The sequence below is a fragment of the Nocardioides sp. IC4_145 genome (genome assembly GCF_011250565.1).
Taxonomy (GTDB): Bacteria; Actinomycetota; Actinomycetes; order Propionibacteriales; family Nocardioidaceae; genus Nocardioides.
Map to the genome: position 1 here is coordinate 39,228 of NZ_JAANMS010000014.1, position 18,359 is coordinate 57,586.

18 protein-coding genes are annotated in these 18,359 nt (G+C 72.1%); 3 read left to right on the forward strand and 15 right to left on the reverse strand.

The features are described 5' to 3' along the window. Positions 1-18 precede the first annotated feature (18 nt). Complete coding sequence (locus G6553_RS08360; protein ID WP_166190965.1) at positions 19-672, forward strand: SDR family oxidoreductase; 654 nt, start codon at positions 19-21, stop codon at positions 670-672. Between the two features lie 200 nt (positions 673-872). On the opposite strand, the gene G6553_RS08365 is transcribed toward G6553_RS08360, so the two are convergent. The 13 genes from G6553_RS08365 to dop form a co-directional block, all read right to left on the reverse strand. Continuing rightward, positions 873-3,668 (reverse strand): DEAD/DEAH box helicase, encoded by a 2,796-nt coding sequence (locus tag G6553_RS08365; protein ID WP_166190967.1) that lies wholly within the window; start codon positions 3,666-3,668, stop codon positions 873-875. Then, entirely contained in the window at positions 3,665-4,546 is an 882-nt protein-coding gene (locus G6553_RS08370) for a diacylglycerol kinase (protein WP_166190969.1), read from the reverse strand. Before G6553_RS08370 ends, G6553_RS08365 begins: the two co-directional genes overlap by 4 nt. Before the next feature lie 24 nt (positions 4,547-4,570). Continuing rightward, entirely contained in the window at positions 4,571-5,011 is a 441-nt protein-coding gene (locus G6553_RS08375; protein ID WP_166190971.1) for a hypothetical protein, read from the reverse strand. Continuing rightward, complete coding sequence (tatC, locus tag G6553_RS08380) at positions 5,008-5,784, reverse strand: twin-arginine translocase subunit TatC (RefSeq protein WP_242680162.1); 777 nt, start codon at positions 5,782-5,784, stop codon at positions 5,008-5,010. The genes G6553_RS08375 and tatC overlap by 4 nt, the downstream gene beginning before the upstream one ends. Positions 5,785-5,863: 79 nt before the next feature. Then, positions 5,864-6,142, reverse strand: coding sequence for a twin-arginine translocase TatA/TatE family subunit (gene tatA / locus G6553_RS21710; protein ID WP_166190976.1), 279 nt, complete (start codon positions 6,140-6,142; stop codon positions 5,864-5,866). An 8-nt stretch (positions 6,143-6,150) separates the two neighbouring features. After that, a complete protein-coding gene (locus G6553_RS08390) occupies positions 6,151-7,230 on the reverse strand; it encodes a WYL domain-containing protein (protein ID WP_166190978.1) in 1,080 nt (359 codons plus the stop codon). Next, on the reverse strand, positions 7,227-8,219 hold the full coding sequence (locus G6553_RS08395) for a WYL domain-containing protein (protein ID WP_166190980.1): 993 nt from the start codon (positions 8,217-8,219) through the stop codon (positions 7,227-7,229). Before G6553_RS08395 ends, G6553_RS08390 begins: the two co-directional genes overlap by 4 nt. Positions 8,220-8,271: 52 nt before the next feature. Continuing rightward, positions 8,272-9,225, reverse strand: coding sequence for an FKBP-type peptidyl-prolyl cis-trans isomerase (locus tag G6553_RS22105; protein ID WP_166190982.1), 954 nt, complete (start codon positions 9,223-9,225; stop codon positions 8,272-8,274). Between the two features lie 75 nt (positions 9,226-9,300). Next, positions 9,301-10,662, reverse strand: coding sequence for a Pup--protein ligase (gene pafA, locus G6553_RS08405; protein ID WP_166190984.1), 1,362 nt, complete (start codon positions 10,660-10,662; stop codon positions 9,301-9,303). Positions 10,663-10,733: 71 nt separating this feature from the next. Beyond that, positions 10,734-11,516, reverse strand: a complete 783-nt coding sequence (prcA, locus tag G6553_RS08410; protein ID WP_166190986.1) for a proteasome subunit alpha — start codon at positions 11,514-11,516, stop codon at positions 10,734-10,736. Further along, positions 11,513-12,370 carry a proteasome subunit beta gene (gene prcB, locus G6553_RS08415; protein WP_166190988.1) on the reverse strand — a complete coding sequence of 286 codons (858 nt, stop codon included), beginning with the start codon at positions 12,368-12,370 and terminating at the stop codon, positions 11,513-11,515. Before prcB ends, prcA begins: the two co-directional genes overlap by 4 nt. 3 nt (positions 12,371-12,373) lie before the next feature. Further along, positions 12,374-12,571 carry a ubiquitin-like protein Pup gene (locus tag G6553_RS08420; protein ID WP_166190990.1) on the reverse strand — a complete coding sequence of 66 codons (198 nt, stop codon included), beginning with the start codon at positions 12,569-12,571 and terminating at the stop codon, positions 12,374-12,376. Positions 12,572-12,688: 117 nt separating this feature from the next. Next, positions 12,689-14,197 carry a depupylase/deamidase Dop gene (gene dop / locus G6553_RS08425; protein WP_166190992.1) on the reverse strand — a complete coding sequence of 503 codons (1,509 nt, stop codon included), beginning with the start codon at positions 14,195-14,197 and terminating at the stop codon, positions 12,689-12,691. A gap of 39 nt (positions 14,198-14,236) precedes the next feature. Between dop and G6553_RS08430 the strand changes: the two genes are divergently transcribed. Together G6553_RS08430 and G6553_RS08435 are read left to right on the forward strand one after the other, a co-directional pair. Next, positions 14,237-14,860, forward strand: coding sequence for a class I SAM-dependent methyltransferase (locus G6553_RS08430; protein WP_166190994.1), 624 nt, complete (start codon positions 14,237-14,239; stop codon positions 14,858-14,860). Continuing rightward, positions 14,857-15,330: a YbaK/EbsC family protein gene (locus G6553_RS08435; protein ID WP_166190996.1), complete on the forward strand. Its 474-nt coding sequence runs from the start codon at positions 14,857-14,859 to the stop codon at positions 15,328-15,330. Before G6553_RS08430 ends, G6553_RS08435 begins: the two co-directional genes overlap by 4 nt. Positions 15,331-15,496: 166 nt before the next feature. On the opposite strand, the gene arc is transcribed toward G6553_RS08435, so the two are convergent. Next, the gene (gene arc / locus G6553_RS08440) at positions 15,497-17,275 is read right to left on the reverse strand and encodes a proteasome ATPase (protein WP_166190998.1); all 1,779 of its coding nucleotides are present in this window, start codon (positions 17,273-17,275) and stop codon (positions 15,497-15,499) included. Between the two features lie 121 nt (positions 17,276-17,396). Next, positions 17,397-18,356 carry a tRNA (adenine-N1)-methyltransferase gene (locus G6553_RS08445; RefSeq protein ID WP_166191000.1) on the reverse strand — a complete coding sequence of 320 codons (960 nt, stop codon included), beginning with the start codon at positions 18,354-18,356 and terminating at the stop codon, positions 17,397-17,399. Positions 18,357-18,359: the final 3 nt, after the last annotated feature.

The following is an 18,359-nucleotide window of genomic DNA, read 5'->3' on the forward strand; positions in this document are numbered from 1 at the left end:
CGTCCGTACGGTGGGGCCATGAGCCAGATCGCGATCGTCGGGGGCCACGGCAAGGTGGCCCAGCACCTCATCACCACCCTCGTTGCCCGAGGTCACACGCCGGTCGCACTCGTCCGCAAGGAGGAGTACCGCGACGAGCTCGAGGGGAAGGGCGCCCTCGTGCGGATGCTCGACATCGAGGCGCAGGACGGCGCGGCGTACGCCGAGGCGTTCGAGGACTGCGACGCCGTCGTGTTCGCGGCCGGTGGTGGCGCCGACGGCAACATCGAGCGCAAGCGCACCGTCGACCTCGAGGGCTCGCTGAAGTCGATCGAGGGCGCGAAGCAGGCCGGCATCGAGCGCTTCGTCCAGGTCTCCGCCATCGGCGTCGACGCGCCGCTGCCCGACGACACCGAGGACGTCTGGCAGGCGTACGTCGAGGCGAAGCGCGACGCCGACGCCGCGCTGCGGGACAGCGGGCTGGCCTGGACGATCATCCGCCCCGGCGCCCTCACCGACGACCCCGGCACCGGCCTGGTCACGCTCGGCGAGTCCGTCGAGCGGGGCGCGGTCACCCGCGCCGACGTCGCCGCCGTCCTCGCGGTGTGCCTCGACGAGGACGCCTCGATCGGCAAGCAGTGGGAGCTCGTCGGCGGCGACACGCCCGTCGCCGACGCCGTCACCTCCGCCTGACCCTCCCGGCCGAAGTGGCACCCCGGCAGGGTCGAAGTGGCACCCCGGCAGGGTCGAAGTGGCACCCCCGCAGGTCGTGAGCTGCGGCAGTGCCACCTCGGACCTGCGGGAGCGCCACCTCGGACCTGCGGGAGCGCCACCTCGGACCTGCGGGAGCGCCACCTCGGACCTGTGGGAGTGCCACTTCGGCGGGGACGGGATCAGTCGGCGATGGCGGAGTAGGCGACGACGCCGCGGCGCAGGCGCTTGACGACGTCGCGGGCGGTGGCGCGGACGGGTGAGTCGCCGGCGGCGTCGGCGACCTGACCGGCGAGGTCGAGGAGCTGCTTCATCCAGCGGACGAAGTCACCGGCGGCGAGCTCGGAGGCACCGAGGACGTCGTCGAGCTCGTCGCCCTCGGCCCAGCGGTAGGCCATCCAGGCGAAGCCGAGGTCGGGCTGGCGGAGGAAGTCGAGCCGGTGCTCCTTCTCCAGCCGGTCGAGGTCGGCCCAGAGCCGCATCATCTCCTCGACCACCGGCCGCACCCGCCCGCCCGGGATCCGCGGCGAGGACTGGTCGTCGGCGCGACGCGCCTCGAAGACCAGCACCGACAGCACGGCGGCGAGCTCGGAGGCCGTGAGGTCGTCCCAGAGACCGTGCCGCATGCACTCGGCGGCGAGCAGGTCCATGTCGGAGTAGAGCCGCATCAGGTGCCGGCCGCGGTCGGTGACCTCCTCGCCGTGCAGGTAGTCCAGGTCGGCCAGCACGTCGCAGACCCGGTCGAACTGACGGGCGACGGTGTTGGTGCGGTTCTCGACCCGGCGCGCGAGCGTGGCGGCGTCCCGCTCGAGCTTGAAGTACCGCTCGGCCCACCGGCTGTGGTCCTCGCGCTCCGGGCACGCGTGGCAGGGGTGCGCCGTGAGCCGACGACGCAGCTCGGCCACCTCGGGGTCGACGTCGGCGTCCGGGGAGCCCTTGCGGCGGCGCACCGCCGTGGGCGGGAGGTCGCGCGTCCGGTCCCGCAGCGCCGACGCCAGGTCCCGGCGCATCTGCGGGTTGCGGCCGTTGAAGCTCCGCGGCACCCGGAGCCGGGTCAGCGACTCGACCGGCGTCTGGAAGTCCATCATCGCGAGGCGACGCGCCTGGCGGTCCAGCGTGACGACGTACGGCCGCGGCCCCTCGTCGCTGTAGCCGGGGTCGACCACGACGGCGTACCCGGCGAACTTGCCGGACGGCACGTCGATGACGTCGCCGACCTTGAGCCGCGCCAGCGAGGCGATCACCTCGTCGCGGCGGTCCTGCCGGCGCGACCGGCTGGCCTCCTTCTCGACGTCGGAGATCCGACGGCGGAGCGCGGCGTACTCCATGAAGTCGCCGAGGTGGCACTGCGCGGCGTCGCGGTAGCCCTGCAGGGCGTCCTCGCTCTTGCGCAGCTGCCGGGCGAGCCCGACGACGGCCTTGTCGGCCTGGAACTGCGCGAAGGACTGCTCGAGCAGCTCGCGGGACCGCGCCCGGCCGAACTGGTTCACCAGGTTGACCGCCATGTTGTACGACGGGCGGAACGACGAGCGGAGCGGGTAGGTGCGGGTCGAGGCCAGGCCGGCCAGCTCGCGCGGGTTCATGCCCGGCTGCCACATGACGACGCCGTGGCCCTCGACGTCGAGCCCACGACGGCCGGCGCGGCCGGTGAGCTGGGTGTACTCCCCCGGCGTGATGTCGGCGTGCGTCTCGCCGTTCCACTTGCTCAGCTTCTCGATCACGACCGTGCGGGCCGGCATGTTGATGCCCAGCGCGAGCGTCTCGGTCGCGAAGACCACCTTGCACAGCCCGCGGAGGAACAGCTCCTCGACGCACTGCTTGAACGCCGGCAGCATGCCCGCGTGGTGGGCGGCGACGCCGCGGCTCAGCGCCTCGAGGAAGTCGTGGTAGCCGAGGACGTGGAGGTCCTCCTTGGCCAGGTGGCGGGTGGCCTCCTCGACGTAGGTGTGGATCTCGTCGCGCTCGGCCGGGGTGGTGAGCCGGACTCCTGCGTTGAGGCACTGCGTGACGGCCGCGTCGCAGCCGACCCGGCTGAAGATGAAGACGATCGCCGGGAGCAGGTTCTCCCGCTCGAGGCGGTCGATGACGTCGTACCGGCTGGGGATCCACACCCGCCGGCCGTTGCCGACCTGCCGGGCACCCCGCGCACCTGAGCCGCGGGGCGAGCGGCGGTCCTTGATCCGGGAGGCGGCCCAGTCGTCGCGGGCGACCTTCATCAGCTCGTCGTTGACCGGTGCGCCCTCCTTGACGAAGCCGGCGGCGGCGTCGACGTCGGAGGAGGCGAAGAGGTCGAGCAGCCGTCGTCCGACCATGACGTGCTGGTAGAGCGGGACGGGCCGCTTCTCCTCGACGATCGTGGCGGTGTCGCCGCGGACGGTCTCGAGCCACTCGCCGAACTCCTCGGCGTTGGAGACCGTCGCCGACAGCGAGACCAGGGAGACCGACTCGGGGAGGTGGATGATGACCTCCTCCCAGACCGCGCCGCGGGCCCGGTCGGCGAGGTAGTGGACCTCGTCCATGACGACGAACCCGAGCCCGATCAGGGTGCGCGAGCCGGCGTAGAGCATGTTGCGCAGGACCTCGGTGGTCATCACCACGATCGGCGCCTCGCCGTTGACGACGTTGTCGCCGGTGAGCAGGCCGACCTGCTCGGGGCCGTAGCGCCGGACCAGGTCGTTGTACTTCTGGTTCGACAGCGCCTTGATCGGCGTCGTGTAGAACGCCTTGCGGCCGGTCGCGAGCGCGAGGTGGATGGCGAACTCGCCGACGATGGTCTTGCCCGACCCGGTGGGCGCCGCGACGAGCACGCCGCGGCCCTCCTCGATGTGCTCGCAGGCACGGACCTGGAAGTCGTCGAGCGGGAAGTCGTGGAGCGCGCGGAAGTCCTTGAGGACCGGGTGCTGCTTGGTGGCGCGGTACGCCGCGTAGCGCTGCGCGGGGGTGAGCTGCTGGTCGTCGGTCTCGTCAGCGGTGCTCATGCGAGAACGGTAAGCGCGCCGGGCACGGCCTCGACGGTCAGGGGCAGCGGGCCGAACCGTTCGCCGTCGGCGTACGACACGATCCCCGGTGCCGCCACGGTGACGGTCCGGGCGCGGTGGTGCTCGTACTGGGGAAGCTCGGTGTGGGTGCCCTTGAACAGACGCGGGTAGGCCCGCACGAGCCCCGCCTTGCTCAGCGGCTTGATGATCACGACGTCCAGCATGCCGTCGTCGAGCAAGGCGCCCTCGGCGATGCGCAGGCCGCCGCCGAACGACGGGCCGTTGCCGACCGCGACGAGCATCGCGTCGGTGCGGATCCGCCGGCCGTCGACCTCGATCGTGTACGGCAGCGGCTCGAAGACCCGCAGCTCGGCGAGGGTCGCGAGGTTGTAGCGCATCTGGCCGCGCGGCCAGGTCATCGCGTTGGCCCGCTCGTTGACGATGGCGTCGAAGCCGGCGGCGAGCACCGTCACGAACCACCGTGAGCCGGACCGGGCCAGGTCGATCCTGCGGGTGCGGCCGGCGATGACCCGGTCCGCGGCCGCGAGCGGGTCCGCGCGCGGGACGTCGAAGTAGCGGGCGACGTCGTTGCCGGTGCCGGCGGGCACGAGGCCGAGCGGGGTGCCGGTGCCGGCGAGCGCCTGCGCGCCCAGGTGCGCCATGCCGTCGCCGCCGCAGACGACCAGCGCCTCGACGCCGTCGGCGACGGCGTCCCGGGCGAGGTCGAGCGCCTCGTCGGCGTCGCGGCCGACGAGGTCCCGCACCAGCAGGCCGGCGTCGCGGAACCGGCCGAGCGCGGCGGCGCGGTGCCGGGCGCCCCGGCCCTGGCCGGCGGTCGGGTTCGTCAGGAGCGCGATCTCGCGGGAGCTGCCGGCCACGGGCGGACCCTACCGGCGCGCGGCCTACCGCGAGCGGCGTTCGGTGCCGATCCGCAGGTGCGCGGCGTACCGCTCCGGGTCCGCACCCACCGACCGGGCCAGCCGCTCCAGGGCGTCGAGCACGCGGTCGGCGGTGAACGACGTCCCCGGCACGGCCAGTGTCAGCCGCTCTCCACGACGTACGACGTCGACCTGGCCGTGCCGCCAGGCCTGGTGCGCCCGGCGGCGGGCGGCCTCGTCGGCGACCGGCGCGGGCCAGGCCTCGTCGACGGCGAGCAGGTCACAGGCGAGCTCCTCCGAGCCGTGAGCGGGCTCGCCGGTCAGCCGGCCGCGGACCAGGTGGCCGGTGCGCACCCCGGACTCCGGGTGCCACGTCACCTCGCCGGTGCCGAGCCACTCGGGCAGGTCGAACGGGTCGACCGGGTCCAGCCCGTGCTGGTCGTCCTGCTCCCCCTGCGGCGTCACAGCGGTGAGGTGGTGTCGTCGTCCCACTGGTCGGTGCTGTGCGCGCCCCGGCCGCGGGAGCGGTCCACGAGCCGGGCGATGACCTCGGCGACCACGAAGAGCGCGAGCATCGGCAGGGCGAGCATGAGCATGGAGAAGGGGTCGGTCGAGGGGGTGGCGACGGCGGCGAAGACGAAGGTGCTGATGATGATCCAGGGCCGGTAGCGGCCCAGCGCCTTGCCGCTGACCACGCCGGCGAGGTTGAGCATGATCACGAACAGCGGGATCTCGAAGGCGATGCCGAAGACCAGCAGCATGCGGGTGAAGAAGCCGAAGTACTCGCCGAACTCGACGAGGTTCTCCAGCCCGTCGGGGGTGAACCCGATGAGGACCTCGAGGCCCTTGGGCAGCACGTAGTAGCCGGTGGCGACGCCAAGGAAGAAGATCGGGCCGGCGATGGCGGCGAAGACCCGGGTCCAGCGGCGCTCGTGGGCGTGCAGGCCGGGCACGATGAACGCCCAGATCTGGTAGAGCCAGAACGGGCTGCTCGCCACGATCGCCGCGACCCCGGCGAGCTTGAGCTGCAGCAGCAGCGGGCCACCGGCCGAGGCGATGTAGGCCTTGGTCTCGGCCTGCCCCTCGAGCGCGGCCTGGGCGTCGTTGTAGGGGTCGAGGATCAGGTCGAGCAGCCACGGGTCGTAGACCACGAGCCCGACGACGAAGGCGATGAGGAGGAAGACCGTCGCCTTGAGCAGGCGGGCGCGCAGCTCACGCAGGTGGTCCGAGAGCGCCATGCGGCCGTCCGCGCCCACCGGGTGGTGCGGTCGACCCCGGAAGAGGTCGAGGACCCCGGAGATGGACAAGCCGGGCGGGTCAGGCGGTGTCGCCGCGGCGCTGGCGCTCGGTCTCGGCGTCGAGCTGCGCCTGCTGACGGGCCTCGATCTCGCGCTGCTCGGTCGTCTTCGAGCTGTCGCTGCCGCCGTCCGTGGCGTCGTCGTCCATCAGGCCCTTGGTCTCGGCCTTGAAGATGCGCAGCGCGCGACCGCTGCCCCGAGCGAGCTCGGGGAGCTTGGAGGCACCGAAGAGCAGGATCAGCACGGCCAGGATGATGAGCAGCTCGGTGGTGCCGAGACCTGCGACGAGCGGAAGCATGAGGGTCCTCACGGGTGCTGGGGTGCTGGGTGGTCGTGCTCGGACCATCCTACGCCGGGTGCCCGGTAGTGCCCGAGGGCCTCCGCGGCCGTGGCGGTGAACACCTCGGTGAACTCCTCGGGAACGAGCACCCTCGCGTGCGGGGCCAGCCGGAGCAGCAGGCGCAGCAGCCAGCGGTCGTCGGCCACGACGAGGTCGACCTCGAGCGAGCCGTCGGCGGCGGGCCGGACCTCCTCGACCGGGTAGTACTCGGTCACCCACCGCGCGGGCGGCTCGAGGCGCAGCGTCACCCGCCGGGTCTCCTCGGACTGGCTGAAGATCCCCTCGCTGAGGTCGCGCGGGGCAGCCGGCTCGGTCTCGATCGGCCGGTCCAGCACCTCGAGCTCGTGGATCCGGTCCAGCCGGAACAGCCGCGGCGCCTCGGCACCGTGGTCCCAGGCGTCGAGGTAGGAGAAGCCGTGGTGGTTGACCACGCCGCGCGGGTCGACGACCCGGACCGACTGCTCGTCCCGGCTCGGCACCCAGTAGGTCATCCGCACCTGGCGGCGCTCGTCGGCGGCCTGCTGCAGCCGCGTCGCGCGCAGCGCCAGGTCGACGTCGGCGGCGTCGAGACCCGGGTCCACCTGGGGCGCGGCCTCGGCGGCGGCCGCCTCCAGCTTGGCGAGCGCCCGGTCGACGATGCCGCGGGTCTCCTCCCCCGCGCCCTCGCGCAGCGCCCGGAGCGCCACGATGATCGCGGTCGCCTCGGTGGGCGTGAGCCGCAGCGGCCGGGCCAGGTAGTCGGCGTTGGAGACCCGGATGACGCCGTCGGCCTCCGGCCCCTCGAGCGAGTCGAGGTCGACGTCGATGAGGTCGTCGGGGTAGCCGCCGGGCAGGCCGACCATGAGCAGCACCTTGAGGTCCTTGACGACCTGGTCGGGCGCGACGCCCAGCGCCGCGGCAGCGTCGTCGACGCGGACCTGCCCGTGGGCGTGGAGGTACGGCACGAGCGCCAGCAGCCGGGCCACCTGGTCCTTGGCCCCGCTCGCCGGCTGCTTGGTGGGCTGCTTGGCCGGCTGCTCGTCGGAAGGAGCACGCCGCGCGCTCACGACGCCCGCCCCGCCGTCAGGCCGATGGCCGCGGAGAGCCGCTGGACCACCTGCTCGCGCAGCCAGGCCGGCTCCTCGACGACGACGTCGGCGCCGTGGGCGAGGATCTCGTCGGCGGCGCCGGGGATGCCGCGGGTCAGCACCAGCCGGTCCCACGCGGTCCGCTCGTCCGGGCCGGGGACGCCGGCCTGGGTCTCGTCGGCGTTGCGGCGCAGCGCGTACCCGGAGCCTGCGCGCACCAGCACGACGGTGCGGTCGCTCGTCGGAGGTGGCGCCAGCCGGCGAGCCACCTCGCGCACGTCGGTGCCCGGCGGGACGTCGTACGACCCGGGCTCGCCGGCCTTGGTCGCCTCGCCCTGCACGCGGGAGAGCCGGAAGACCCGCTCCGCGCCGCGGTCGGTGTCGAGCCCGACGACGTACCACCGGCCGGAGTAGCGCACGACGCCCCACGGCTGCAGGTGGCGGCGCGTGGGGGCGGTCCCGCCGCTGCGGAGGTAGTCGAACTCGACCGGGGTGCGCTCGGTGGTCGCCTCGAGGAAGACGTCGAAGGACGGCTCGTCCGCCGTGAGCCGCGGCTCGACGATGTCGAGGGCGCTGACGTCGACCGGTACGCCGAGGGCGACCAGCTTGCGGACCGCCTCGGTCGTGGCGTCGGCGAGCCGGGCGTGCTCCCACACCTTGGTCGCCAGCGCGATCACCGACGCCTCGTCGGCCTCGAGGTCGATCGCCGGCAGCGCGAACTCGTCGGGCCGGATGCGGTAGCCCGGCTCGTCGTCGAAGTAGGCGTCGATCTGCCCGACCTCGATCGGTACGCCGAGCGAGCGCAGCTCGTCCTTGTCGCGCTCGAACATCTTCTCGAACGCCTCGTCGCTGGCCCCCGGGTAGAGGATCGAGCGGATCCGCTCCTTGGGCACGAACCGGCGCTGGACCAGCAGCATGATGAGGAGGTTGAGCAGGCGCTCGGTCTTCTTGCCCGTCGACCCGCTCATCGCTCTCCCGTCGTCACGTGGGTGCGCCCCGGCGCGCGGCCGGGGCGCCGCGTCACTTCGCCGAGACGATGTCGACGACGAAGTACAGGGTGCTGCCGGCCGGGATCGCAGCCTGTGCCTGGTCACCGTAGCCGAGGTCCGGCGGGATGGAGAGCAGGACGCGGCTGCCGACCTTGACCCCGGCGAGGCCGTAGGTCCAGCCCTGCACGACCTGCTGCAGGGAGAACTCCGCGGGCTTCTTCGAGAACGACTCGTCAAACGGCTTGCCGGCGCCGTAGACCATGCCGAGGTAGTCGGCCTTGACGGTGCTGTCCTGGGTGAGGGTCTCGCCCTTGCCCTCGCGGACGACGTACCGCTTCAGGTCGTCGTCGGCCGTCGGCTTCGGCAGCCCCTTGAACCGCAGGCGGACCGGGTCGTCGCCCTCGCCGAAGACGATGCCGGGCATCTCGTCGGCGCCGACGTCCTCCGGCTTCGGCGGCACGAACTCCTCGACGAGGTCGACCAGGACGAGGACGGTGTCCTTGTTGGCGATGTTGAGCTGCGGGTTGCCGACCTCGCCGAAGGCCTCGTCCGCGGACGCGGTGACCGCGACGCGGGAGCCGATCGTCCGCCCCTCGAGGGCGTCCTCGAAGATCGGGGCGAGGTCGTCGCCGACGGTGAGCGTCTGCGGCTGGCCGCCCTCGTCGTAGGTGCTGTAGGCCTGGGTCTTGGTGAAGCCGTTGCCGATCCAGATGTGGGTGACGACCTGGTCGCCGTCGGCGAGCTCCTCGCCGTCGCCCTCGACGACCGTCTCGGCCTCGATGTCGCCGGCCTCCATGACGCCCTTCCACTCGACCTTCGGCTGCTTGCCGACGTCGCCGGTGATCTCCACGGCGTCGAGGCGCTCCTCGTCACCACTGACGCCACTGTCGCCCTCGTCGTCGCCGCACGCGGTCAGCGAGGCGGCCAGGAGGAGCGGGACCAGGGCAAGGGCGGGGCGACGGGTTCGACGGGGGCGTCGGAGCACGGGGTTCACCTTCGGGATTCTGGGGTCGGAGCGGCGCTCACCCTACAAGCGGTCCCTGAGAGCGTCCTGGGAGGCTCACATGCCGTCGATGAGGCGCTGCACCCGCTCGTCGTACGCCCGGAACGGGTCCTTGCACAGCACCGTGCGCTGGGCCTGGTCGTTGAGCTTGAGGTGCACCCAGTCGACGGTGAAGTCGCGCCGGCGCTCCTGGGCCTTGCGGATGAACTCGCCGCGCAGCCGGGCGCGCGTGGTCTGCGGCGGCACGGACTTGGCCTCGAAGATCTTCAGGTCCGTGGTCACCCGGGCGACCTTGCCCCGCTTCTCGAGCAGGTAGTAGAGCCCGCGGCCGCGGTGGATGTCGTGGTACGCCAGGTCCAGCTGCGCGATGCGGGGGTGGCCCAGCGGCAGCCCGTGCTTGGCGCGGTAGGCGTCGATGAGCTTCCACTTGATGACCCAGTCGATCTCGGTGTCCACCAGGCCGAGGTCGTCGGACTCGATCGCCTTGAGACCGCGCTCCCACAGGTCCAGAGCCTGCTCGATGACCGGGGTGCTGATGCCGCGGCGGTCGACGAAGTCGCGTGCCTTCGACAGGTACTCCCCCTGGATCTCCAGGGCACTGGCCTCGCGCCCGTTGGCCAGCCGGACCTTGCGGGTGCCGGTCACGTCGTGGGAGATCTCGCGGATCGCCCGGATCGGGTTCTCCATCGTGAGGTCGCGCATGACGACCCCCTCTTCGATCATGCGCAGCACCAGGTCGCAGCTGGCGACCTTCAGCATGGTCGTGGTCTCGCTCATGTTGGAGTCGCCGACGATGACGTGGAGGCGGCGGTACTTCTCCGCGTCCGCGTGCGGCTCGTCGCGGGTGTTGATGATCGGTCGGCTTCGGGTGGTGGCGCTCGAGACGCCCTCCCATATGTGCTCCGCGCGCTGGCTCACGCTGTAGCCGGCGCCGCGCGGCGTGTGCGTGACCTTGCCGGCGCCCACGACGATCTGCCGGGTCACCAGGAACGGGATGAGCACGTCCGCGAGGCGGGAGAACTCACCACTGCGCCCGACCAGGTAGTTCTCGTGGCAGCCGTAGGAGTTGCCGGCGGAGTCGGTGTTGTTCTTGAACAGATAGATCTCGCCGGCGATGCCCTCGTCGTGCAGCCGCTGCTCGGCGTCGAGCAGCAGGCCCTCGAGGACCCGCTCCCCCGCCTTGTCGTGGGTCACCAGCTCCACGACGTCGTCGCACTCGGGCGTCGCGTACTCCGGGTGGCTGCCGACGTCGAGGTAGAGCCGGGCGCCGTTGCGGAGGAAGACGTTGCTCGAGCGCCCCCAGCTCACGACCTTGCGGAACAGGTAGCGCGCGACCTCGTCGGGCGAGAGCCGACGCTGGCCCTTGAACGTGCACGTGACGCCGTACTCGTTCTCGATCCCGAAGATCCGGCGGTCCATGACTGAACACTACGCACCGGATGGGTGTCGCGGGGCCGACCCGCGGCACCCGCCGCTCGACAGCGGTCGGCTCAGGACATCGGCGGGGCCACCGGAGGCTCGGGGTCCGCGGCGGGCGGCTCGGGATCGGGGTGCACCTGCGACGGCGAGGTCTCGCCCCGACCGCCGAGCAGCACCTCGAGCCGGGCCGGCGCCAGGCGCGAGAACTTCCGCGGCTGGATGCGCGTGCGGTCCAGCACGGCCACCTCGAGGTCGTCGACCGCGATGACGCGGTCCTCGGTCTCGGTGTGGCCCAACGCGGCGACGGCCGTCTTGAGGGCCTCCTCGAGGGCGGCACCCGAGCGGTAGTGCTCCTTGAGGTGGGCCGTGACGGCCTCGGCGGCGCCGCCCATGACGGCGTACCCGTGCTCGTCGGCGACCTGCCCGTCGTACGTCAGCCGGTAGATCTGGTCGGACGCGGCCTTGTCGCCGATCTCGGCCACGAACAGCTCGACCTCGTAGGGCTTCTCGCCCCCGCTGGAGAAGATGGTGCCGAGGGTCTGCGCGTAGGCGTTGGCGAGGCCGCGGCCGGTGACGTCGCGTCGGTCGTAGGCGTAGCCGCGCATGTCGGCGAGCCGGACGCCGGCGATGCGGAGGTTCTCGAACTCGTTGTAGCGCCCGACCGCGGCGAAGGCGATCCGGTCGTAGATCTCGGAGACCTTGTGCAGCGCCTGCGAGGGGTTCTCGGAGACGAAGAGGACGCCGTCGGCGTACTGCACCGCCACCACGGACCGGCCGCGGGCGATGCCCTTGCGGGCGAAGTCCGCCCGGTCCTTCATCAGCTGCTCGGGCGAGACGTAGAACGGCGTGCTCATCGCGCGTCACCTCCGGTCGAGGGGCCGGTCAACGGTGCGGCCGGGCCGTCGGGACGGACCATCCGGCCGGCGACGACGCGGTCGGCGATCTCGGCGACCTCCTCGTCGCGCATCCGGCGGCCGCCCTCCGCGGTGATCACCTGGACCACCGGGAAGATGCGGCGAGCCAGGTCGGGGCCGCCCGTCGCGGAGTCGTCGTCCGCGGCGTCGTACAGCGCCTGGACGACGACGGTGACGCAGTCCTCGGGACTGAGGTCCTCGCGGTAGAGCTTCTTGAGCGCGCCGCGGGCGAACAGCGAGCCGGAGCCGACCGAGTGGAAGGCGGTCTCCTCGTAGCGGCCGCCGGTGACGTCGTAGCTGAAGATCCGGCCCTGGCCGGCCGCGAGGTCGTAGCCGGCGAAGAGCGGCACGACGGCCAGGCCCTGCATCGCCATGCCGAGGTTGCCGCGGATGAGGGCGGCCAGGCGGTTGGCCTTGCCGTCCATCGACAGCGTGGTGCCCTCGATCTTCTCGTAGTGCTCGAGCTCGGTCTGGAACAGGCGGACCATCTCGACCGCAAGGCCCGCGGTGCCGGCGATGCCGACAGCGGAGAACTCGTCGGCCGGGAAGACCTTCTCGATGTCGCGCTGGGCGATGATGTTGCCCATCGTGGCGCGGCGGTCGCCGGCCATCACCACGCCGCCGGGGAAGGTGGCCGCAACGATCGTGGTGCCGTGCGGGGCCAGGTCGCCGGCGTTGCCCTGCGGGACGGCCCGGCGCGCCGGCAGCAGGTCAGGAGCCTGGTCGGCGAGGAAGTCGGCGAACGACGAGACGCCCGGCTGCAGGTAGGCAGCGGGCAGACGGGGATCGGACAAGGCCTACTGCCCGCCCTTCTGGATGAAGGACTTCACGAAGTCCTCGGCGTTGGTCTCGAGGACGTCGTCGATCTCGTCGAGGAGGTCGTCGACGTCGCTGTCCAGGGCTTCCTTGCGCTCGGCCACGTCCGTCTCGGGGGCCGTCTCGACGACCTCCTCGGTCTCCGAGGACCGCTTCGGCTGCTTCTGCTCCTGTGCCATGTCACGACCCTAGCCGAGCGCGACGAAGGAGCGCGCGGCGTGGGACGCGAGGTTGAGCGAGCCCCGCGGGCGAGCTTGCGAGCGCGTGACGGGCGGGTCGAAACCCAACCTACTCAGTCACCGGGTGAGTGCGGTGAACAAGTCCTCGGCCGTCCGGCACCGGTCGATCAGCTCGCCGACCGACGCCTTGCTGCCGCGCAACGGGTCGAGGGTCGGCACGCGCTGGAGCGAGTCGCGGCCGGGCAGGTCGAAGATCACCGAGTCCCAGGACGCGGCGGCGACGTGCTCGGCGTACTTCTCCAGGCAGCGGCCGCGGAAGTAGGCGCGGGTGTCCTCCGGCGGGTCGTGCATCGCCGACTCGACGACGGCGTCGTCGAGCAGCCGCTCGATGCGACCCGCGGCGGCGAGCCTGGCGTAGAGGCCCTTCTCGGGGCGGATGTCGGAGTACTGCAGGTCGATCAGCGCCAGCTTCGCGTCGTCCCAGTCCAGCCCGTCGCGGGAGCGGTAGGACTCCAGCAGCTTGAGCTTGGCGACCCAGTCGAGCTCACCGGCGCACAGCATCGGGTCGCGCTCGAGGCGGTCGAGGACCGACTCCCAGCGGGCGAGCACGTCGACGGTCTGGGGGTCGGCGTCGGCGCCATACCGGTCCTCGACGTACTTGCGGGCCAGGTCGAGGTACTCGAGCTGCAGCTGGACGCCCGTCAACCGGCGGCCGTCGCGCAGGGTGACCGTCTGCTCGAGGGTCGGGTCGTGGGACACGGCGCGCAGCGCGGAGACCGGTCCGTCGACGGAGAGGTCGACGTTGATGAAGCGGTCCTCGATCATCGCCAGCACCAGCGCGGTCGTGCCGACCTTGAGGTACGTCGACACCTCCGCGAGGTTGGCGTCGCCGATGATCACGTGGAGCCGGCGGTACTTGTCCGGGTCGGCGTGCGGCTCGTCGCGGGTGTTGATGATCGGGCGCTTGAGCGTCGTCTCGAGGCCCACCTCGACCTCGAAGAAGTCCGCGCGCTGGCTCACCTGGTAACCGTGCTCGCGGCCGTCCTGGCCGATCCCGACCCGGCCCGCGCCGGTGACGACCTGGCGGCTGACGAAGAACGGCGTCAGGTGCTTGACGATCTCCGCGAACGGGGTGGACCGCCGCATCAGGTAGTTCTCGTGCGCCCCGTAGGACGCGCCCTTGCCGTCGGTGTTGTTCTTGTACAGCGCGATCGGTGACCCGCCCGGCAGCAGCGCGGCGCGGCGCTGGGCGTCGAGCATCACCTGCTCCCCCGCCTTGTCCCAGCGCACGACGTCGAGCGGCGTGGTGACCTCGGGGGTGGAGTACTCCGGGTGGGCGTGGTCGACGTAGAGCCGGGCGCCGTTGGTCAGGATGACGTTGGCCAGCCCCAGGTCCTCGTCGGTGAGCTGGCTGGCGTCGGCGACCTGGCGGGACATGTCGAAGCCGCGGGCGTCGCGCAGCGGCGACTCCTCCTCGAAGTCCCACCGCGCCCGGCGCGCCTTGGCCGTCGCCGAGGCGTAGGCGTTGACCACCTGCGAGGAGGCGACCATCGGGTTGGCCAGTGGCTGGCCGGTCACCGAGATCCCGTACTCGACCTCGGTGCCCATCACTCGGCGGACGCTCATGCTCCGAGCCTACGGGGGCGACGCGCCTACGCTGGGCGGATGGGTCTGTGGACCGAACGGGTCGTCCCCCACCTCACCGACCGTGCGCTGGCCGGCCGGGAGGTCACCGCGCTGCGGGAGGCCGCCTGCGAAGGCCTGGCCGGGCGGGTGCTGGAGATCGGGTTCGGCAGCGGGGCGAACCTCCCCTGCTACCCGCCCGAGGTGGTCACCGTCGACGCCGTCGAGCCCTCCGACGTCGGCTGGCGGATGTCCGCGGGCCGACGTGCGGCGGCCCGCGTGCCGGTGCGCCGGACGGGGCTGGACGGCCAGCGGCTCGACGCCGGGGACGCGTCGTACGACGCCGTGCTGTCGACATTCACCCTCTGCACCATCCCGGACCCCTCGCTCGCGCTGGCGGAGGTACGCCGGGTGCTGCGCTCCGGCGGGTCGTTCCACTTCCTCGAGCACGGCCTGGCGCCGGTCGCCCGGGTGGCCGCCTGGCAGCGACGGCTCGACCCCGTGCAACGCGTCGTGTGCGGCGGCTGCCACCTCAGCCGCGACGTGCCCGCGCTGGTCGCCGCCGCCGGGCTGGTCGTCGAGGAGCTCCGGGAGTCCTACCTCCCCGGCCCGGCCGTCTCCCGGCCGTGGACCCACGGCTTCGTCGGTCGAGCGGTGGCTCGGTGAGCGGTCACGAGCGGGTCGTCGCGGCGGCCCGCGAGCTCGGGCTCGACGTCGAGGTGACCCGGCACGGACCGGTGCGATCCTTGGCGGAGGCGGCCGCTGCGCGCGGGGTGGAGCCCCGCCGGCTCGTCAAGACGATGGTGGTGCGGGTGGCCGAGGGGAACCACCGGTTCGTCCTGGTGCCCGGCGACCGGGAGATCGCCTGGCCCAAGCTGCGGGCGCTGCTCGGCGTCAACCGCCTGACGATGGCGTCCGCGGACGAGGCCCTGCGGGTGACCGGCTACGAGCGGGGCACGATCACGCCGCTGGGCAGCCGGACCGCCCTCCCGGTCGTCGCCGACGCGTCCGTCGCCGGACGGATCTCGGTCGGCGGCGGTGAGCACGGAGTCGGGGTGACCGTCGAGGCCGGCGACCTCCTCGTCGCGCTGGGCGCGGAGGTCGCCGACGTCACCGACGTCGTGCCGTCGGGTTAGGGACTCCTCAGCGGCGGCGCAGCAGCATCGAGCCGACGTACAGGATCGCCAGGACGACGAGGACGATCAGCAGGATCTTGAGCACAGGGGTCTCCTTTGTCCGGGCGGCCTCGGGGGTGGCCGCCGCGCCGGGACCGTTACCCGCAACAGCCCCGGCGCGAACGGATCAGAGGTACTGACCGGTGTTGGCGACGGTGTCGATGGACCGGCCGGGCTCGGTGCCCTGCTTGCCGCTGATGAGGGTGCGGATGAAGACGATCCGCTCCCCCTTCTTGCCCGAGATCCGCGCCCAGTCGTCGGGGTTGGTGGTGTTCGGGAGGTCCTCGTTCTCCTTGAACTCGTCGACGCACGCCTGCAGGAGGTGGGCGACCCGGAGACCGCGCTGCTGCTGTTCGAGGAAGTCCTTGATGGCCATCTTCTTCGCGCGGTCGACGATGTTCTGGATCATCGCGCCGGAGTTGAAGTCCTTGAAGTAGAGGACCTCCTTGTCGCCGTTCGCGTAGGTGACCTCGAGGAAGCGGTTCTCCTCGGTCTCGGCGTACATCCGCTCGACGGTGGCGCGGATCATCCCTGCGACGGTCGCCTCGCGGTCCCCGCCGAACTCGGCGAGGTCGTCGGCGTGGAGCGGCAGGCTCGGCGTGAGGTACTTGGAGAAGATGTCGCGCGCGGACTCGGCGTCCGGGCGCTCGATCTTGATCTTCACGTCGAGGCGACCGGGTCGCAGGATCGCCGGGTCGATCATGTCCTCGCGGTTCGAGGCACCGATGACCAGGACGTTCTCCAGCAGCTCGACGCCGTCGATCTCGCTGAGCAGCTGCGGGACGATGGTGTTCTCGACGTCGGAGGAGACGCCGGACCCACGGGTGCGGAACAGCGAGTCCATCTCGTCGAAGAACACGATGACCGGCGTGCCGGTGCTGGCCTTCTCCCGCGCCCGCTGGAAGACCAGGCGGATGTGGCGCTCGGTCTCGCCGACGTACTTGTTGAGCAGCTCGGGACCCTTGATGTTCAGGAAGTACGACTTCACCTCCTGGCCCGCCCCGTCCGTGCCGTGCCGCGCCGCGACCTTCTTGGCCAGCGAGTTCGCGACCGCCTTGGCGATGAGCGTCTTGCCGCAGCCGGGAGGGCCGTAGAGCAGCACGCCCTTGGGCGGCTTGAGCTGGTGCTCGCGGAAGAGCTCGGGGTAGAGGTACGGCAGCTCGACCGCGTCCTGGATCTGCTCGATCTGGCCGCCGAGGCCGCCGATCGACTCGTAGGCGATGTCGGGGACCTCCTCGAGGACGAGCTCCTCGACCTCCGACTTCGGGACCTTCTCGTAGACGTAGCCGGCGCGGGAGTCCAGCAGCAGGCTGTCGCCGGCGCGGATCGTCTCGCCGCGCAGCGGCTCGGCCAGCCGCACGATGCGCTCCTCGTCGGCGTTGGCGATGACCAGGGCGCGGTCGCCGTCGGCGAGCACCTCCTTGAACATCACGACCTCGCCGACCTGCTCGAACTCGAGCGCGGCGACGACGTTCAGCGCCTCGTTGAGCATGACCTCCTGGCCGCGGCGCAGGGTGTCGAGGTCGACGCTCGGGCTGACGTTGACCCGGAGCTTGCGGCCGCCGGTGAAGACGTCGACCGAGTCGTCGTCGTTGCGGGCCAGGAAGGTGCCGAAGCCGGCGGGCGGCTGGGCGAGCCGGTCGACCTCCTCCTTGAGCTTCATGATCTGGTCGCGGGCCTCGCGCAGCGTGCTGGCGAGCCGCTCGTTCTGGGACGTCACCGCGGCGAGCGAGCGCTGCGCGTCGGCGAGCCGGAGCTCGAGGCCGCGGCTGTGCGAGGGCGAGTCGCTCAGGCGGCGCCTGAGGTCGGTGACCTCGGCCTCCAGGAACCGGACGTGGCTCGCGAGCTCCTCCGGGCTGGGACCGTCCTGAGCGCGGCTGCCCGAGCTGGGGATGTCGGATGTCATCGGCGCACCTCCTCGTGTGCCGCGACCCTACCCGCGGATCCCGACGACGGAAGGGGGTGAACCGCCGGGATGGTCACGATTCGGACGCGGCCCGTCGACAGCCCCGCCGGCGACCCCGTCCTCAGTCCTGGACGACGGGCTCCTCGACGGGTACGCCGGGCGGACGGGGGCCGGTGTAGTCCGGGCCGTAGGCGCCGGGAGCGGGCCGCCGCTTCTTCAGCGGCGGCCGCTGACCGGGGGCCATCCGGCGGGCGGTCACGAGGAACGCCGTGTGGCCGATCATCTTGTGGCCCGGTCGGACGGCGAGCCCCTCGACGTGCCAGTCGCGCACGAGCGACTCCCACGGCTGGGGCTCGGTGAACCCGCCGTGGAGCCGCACGGTCTCGACGAACCGCGAGAGCTGGGTGGTTGTGGCGACGTACGCGCACACGATCCCGCCGGGGACCAGCGCGTCCGCGGCGGCGTCCAGGCACTCCCACGGCGCGAGCATGTCGAGGATGATCCGGTCGCAGCGCTCGCCGGACGCGGGCAGCGCCTCGGCGAGGTCCCCCAGGGTGAGCTGCCAGGCCGGGTGCGTCTCCCCGTCGGGGGCGCCGAAGAACTGCGTGACGTTCTTGCGCGCGACGTCGGCGAACTCCTCGCGGCGCTCGTACGACGACACCTTGCCGAACGGCCCGACCGCGCGCAGCAGCGAGCAGGTGAGGGCACCCGACCCGACGCCGGCCTCGACGACGTGGGCGCCGGGGAAGATGTCGGCCATCGCGACGATCTGGGCGGCGTCCTTGGGGTAGACGACCGCCGCACCGCGGGGCATCGAGACGACGAACTCCGAGAGCAGCGGGCGGAACACGAGGTACTCGCCGCCAGCCGAGGACGTGACGGTGAAGCCCTCCTCGCGGCCGATCAGCTCGTCGTGCTCGAGGTGGCCCCGGTTGGAGAAGAAGCGCTTGCCGGGGACCAGCTCGAAGTTGTGGCGGCGGCCCTTCTGGTCGGTCAGCCGCACCCACTCCCCGTCGCGCAGGGGTCCGCGGTGGACCCCCGACCAGGCGTCACGGCTCACGTCGGGCAGGGCGTCGGGCATGCG

What these genes read in the sequence shown, in the direction of transcription:
- G6553_RS08360 (WP_166190965.1), top strand. Translation starts at nt 19, where the DNA reads ATGAGCCAGATCGCGATCGTCGGGGGCCACGGCAAGGTGGCCCAGCAC.
- G6553_RS08365 (WP_166190967.1), bottom strand. Translation starts at nt 3,668, where the DNA reads ATGAGCACCGCTGACGAGACCGACGACCAGCAGCTCACCCCCGCGCAG.
- tatC (WP_242680162.1), bottom strand. Translation starts at nt 5,784, where the DNA reads ATGGCGCTCTCGGACCACCTGCGTGAGCTGCGCGCCCGCCTGCTCAAG.
- tatA (WP_166190976.1), bottom strand. Translation starts at nt 6,142, where the DNA reads ATGCTTCCGCTCGTCGCAGGTCTCGGCACCACCGAGCTGCTCATCATC.
- G6553_RS08395 (WP_166190980.1), bottom strand. Translation starts at nt 8,219, where the DNA reads ATGAGCGGGTCGACGGGCAAGAAGACCGAGCGCCTGCTCAACCTCCTC.
- pafA (WP_166190984.1), bottom strand. Translation starts at nt 10,662, where the DNA reads ATGGACCGCCGGATCTTCGGGATCGAGAACGAGTACGGCGTCACGTGC.
- prcA (WP_166190986.1), bottom strand. Translation starts at nt 11,516, where the DNA reads ATGAGCACGCCGTTCTACGTCTCGCCCGAGCAGCTGATGAAGGACCGG.
- G6553_RS08420 (WP_166190990.1), bottom strand. Translation starts at nt 12,571, where the DNA reads ATGGCACAGGAGCAGAAGCAGCCGAAGCGGTCCTCGGAGACCGAGGAG.
- dop (WP_166190992.1), bottom strand. Translation starts at nt 14,197, where the DNA reads ATGAGCGTCCGCCGAGTGATGGGCACCGAGGTCGAGTACGGGATCTCG.
- G6553_RS08430 (WP_166190994.1), top strand. Translation starts at nt 14,237, where the DNA reads ATGGGTCTGTGGACCGAACGGGTCGTCCCCCACCTCACCGACCGTGCG.
- arc (WP_166190998.1), bottom strand. Translation starts at nt 17,275, where the DNA reads ATGACATCCGACATCCCCAGCTCGGGCAGCCGCGCTCAGGACGGTCCC.
- G6553_RS08445 (WP_166191000.1), bottom strand. Translation starts at nt 18,356, where the DNA reads ATGCCCGACGCCCTGCCCGACGTGAGCCGTGACGCCTGGTCGGGGGTC.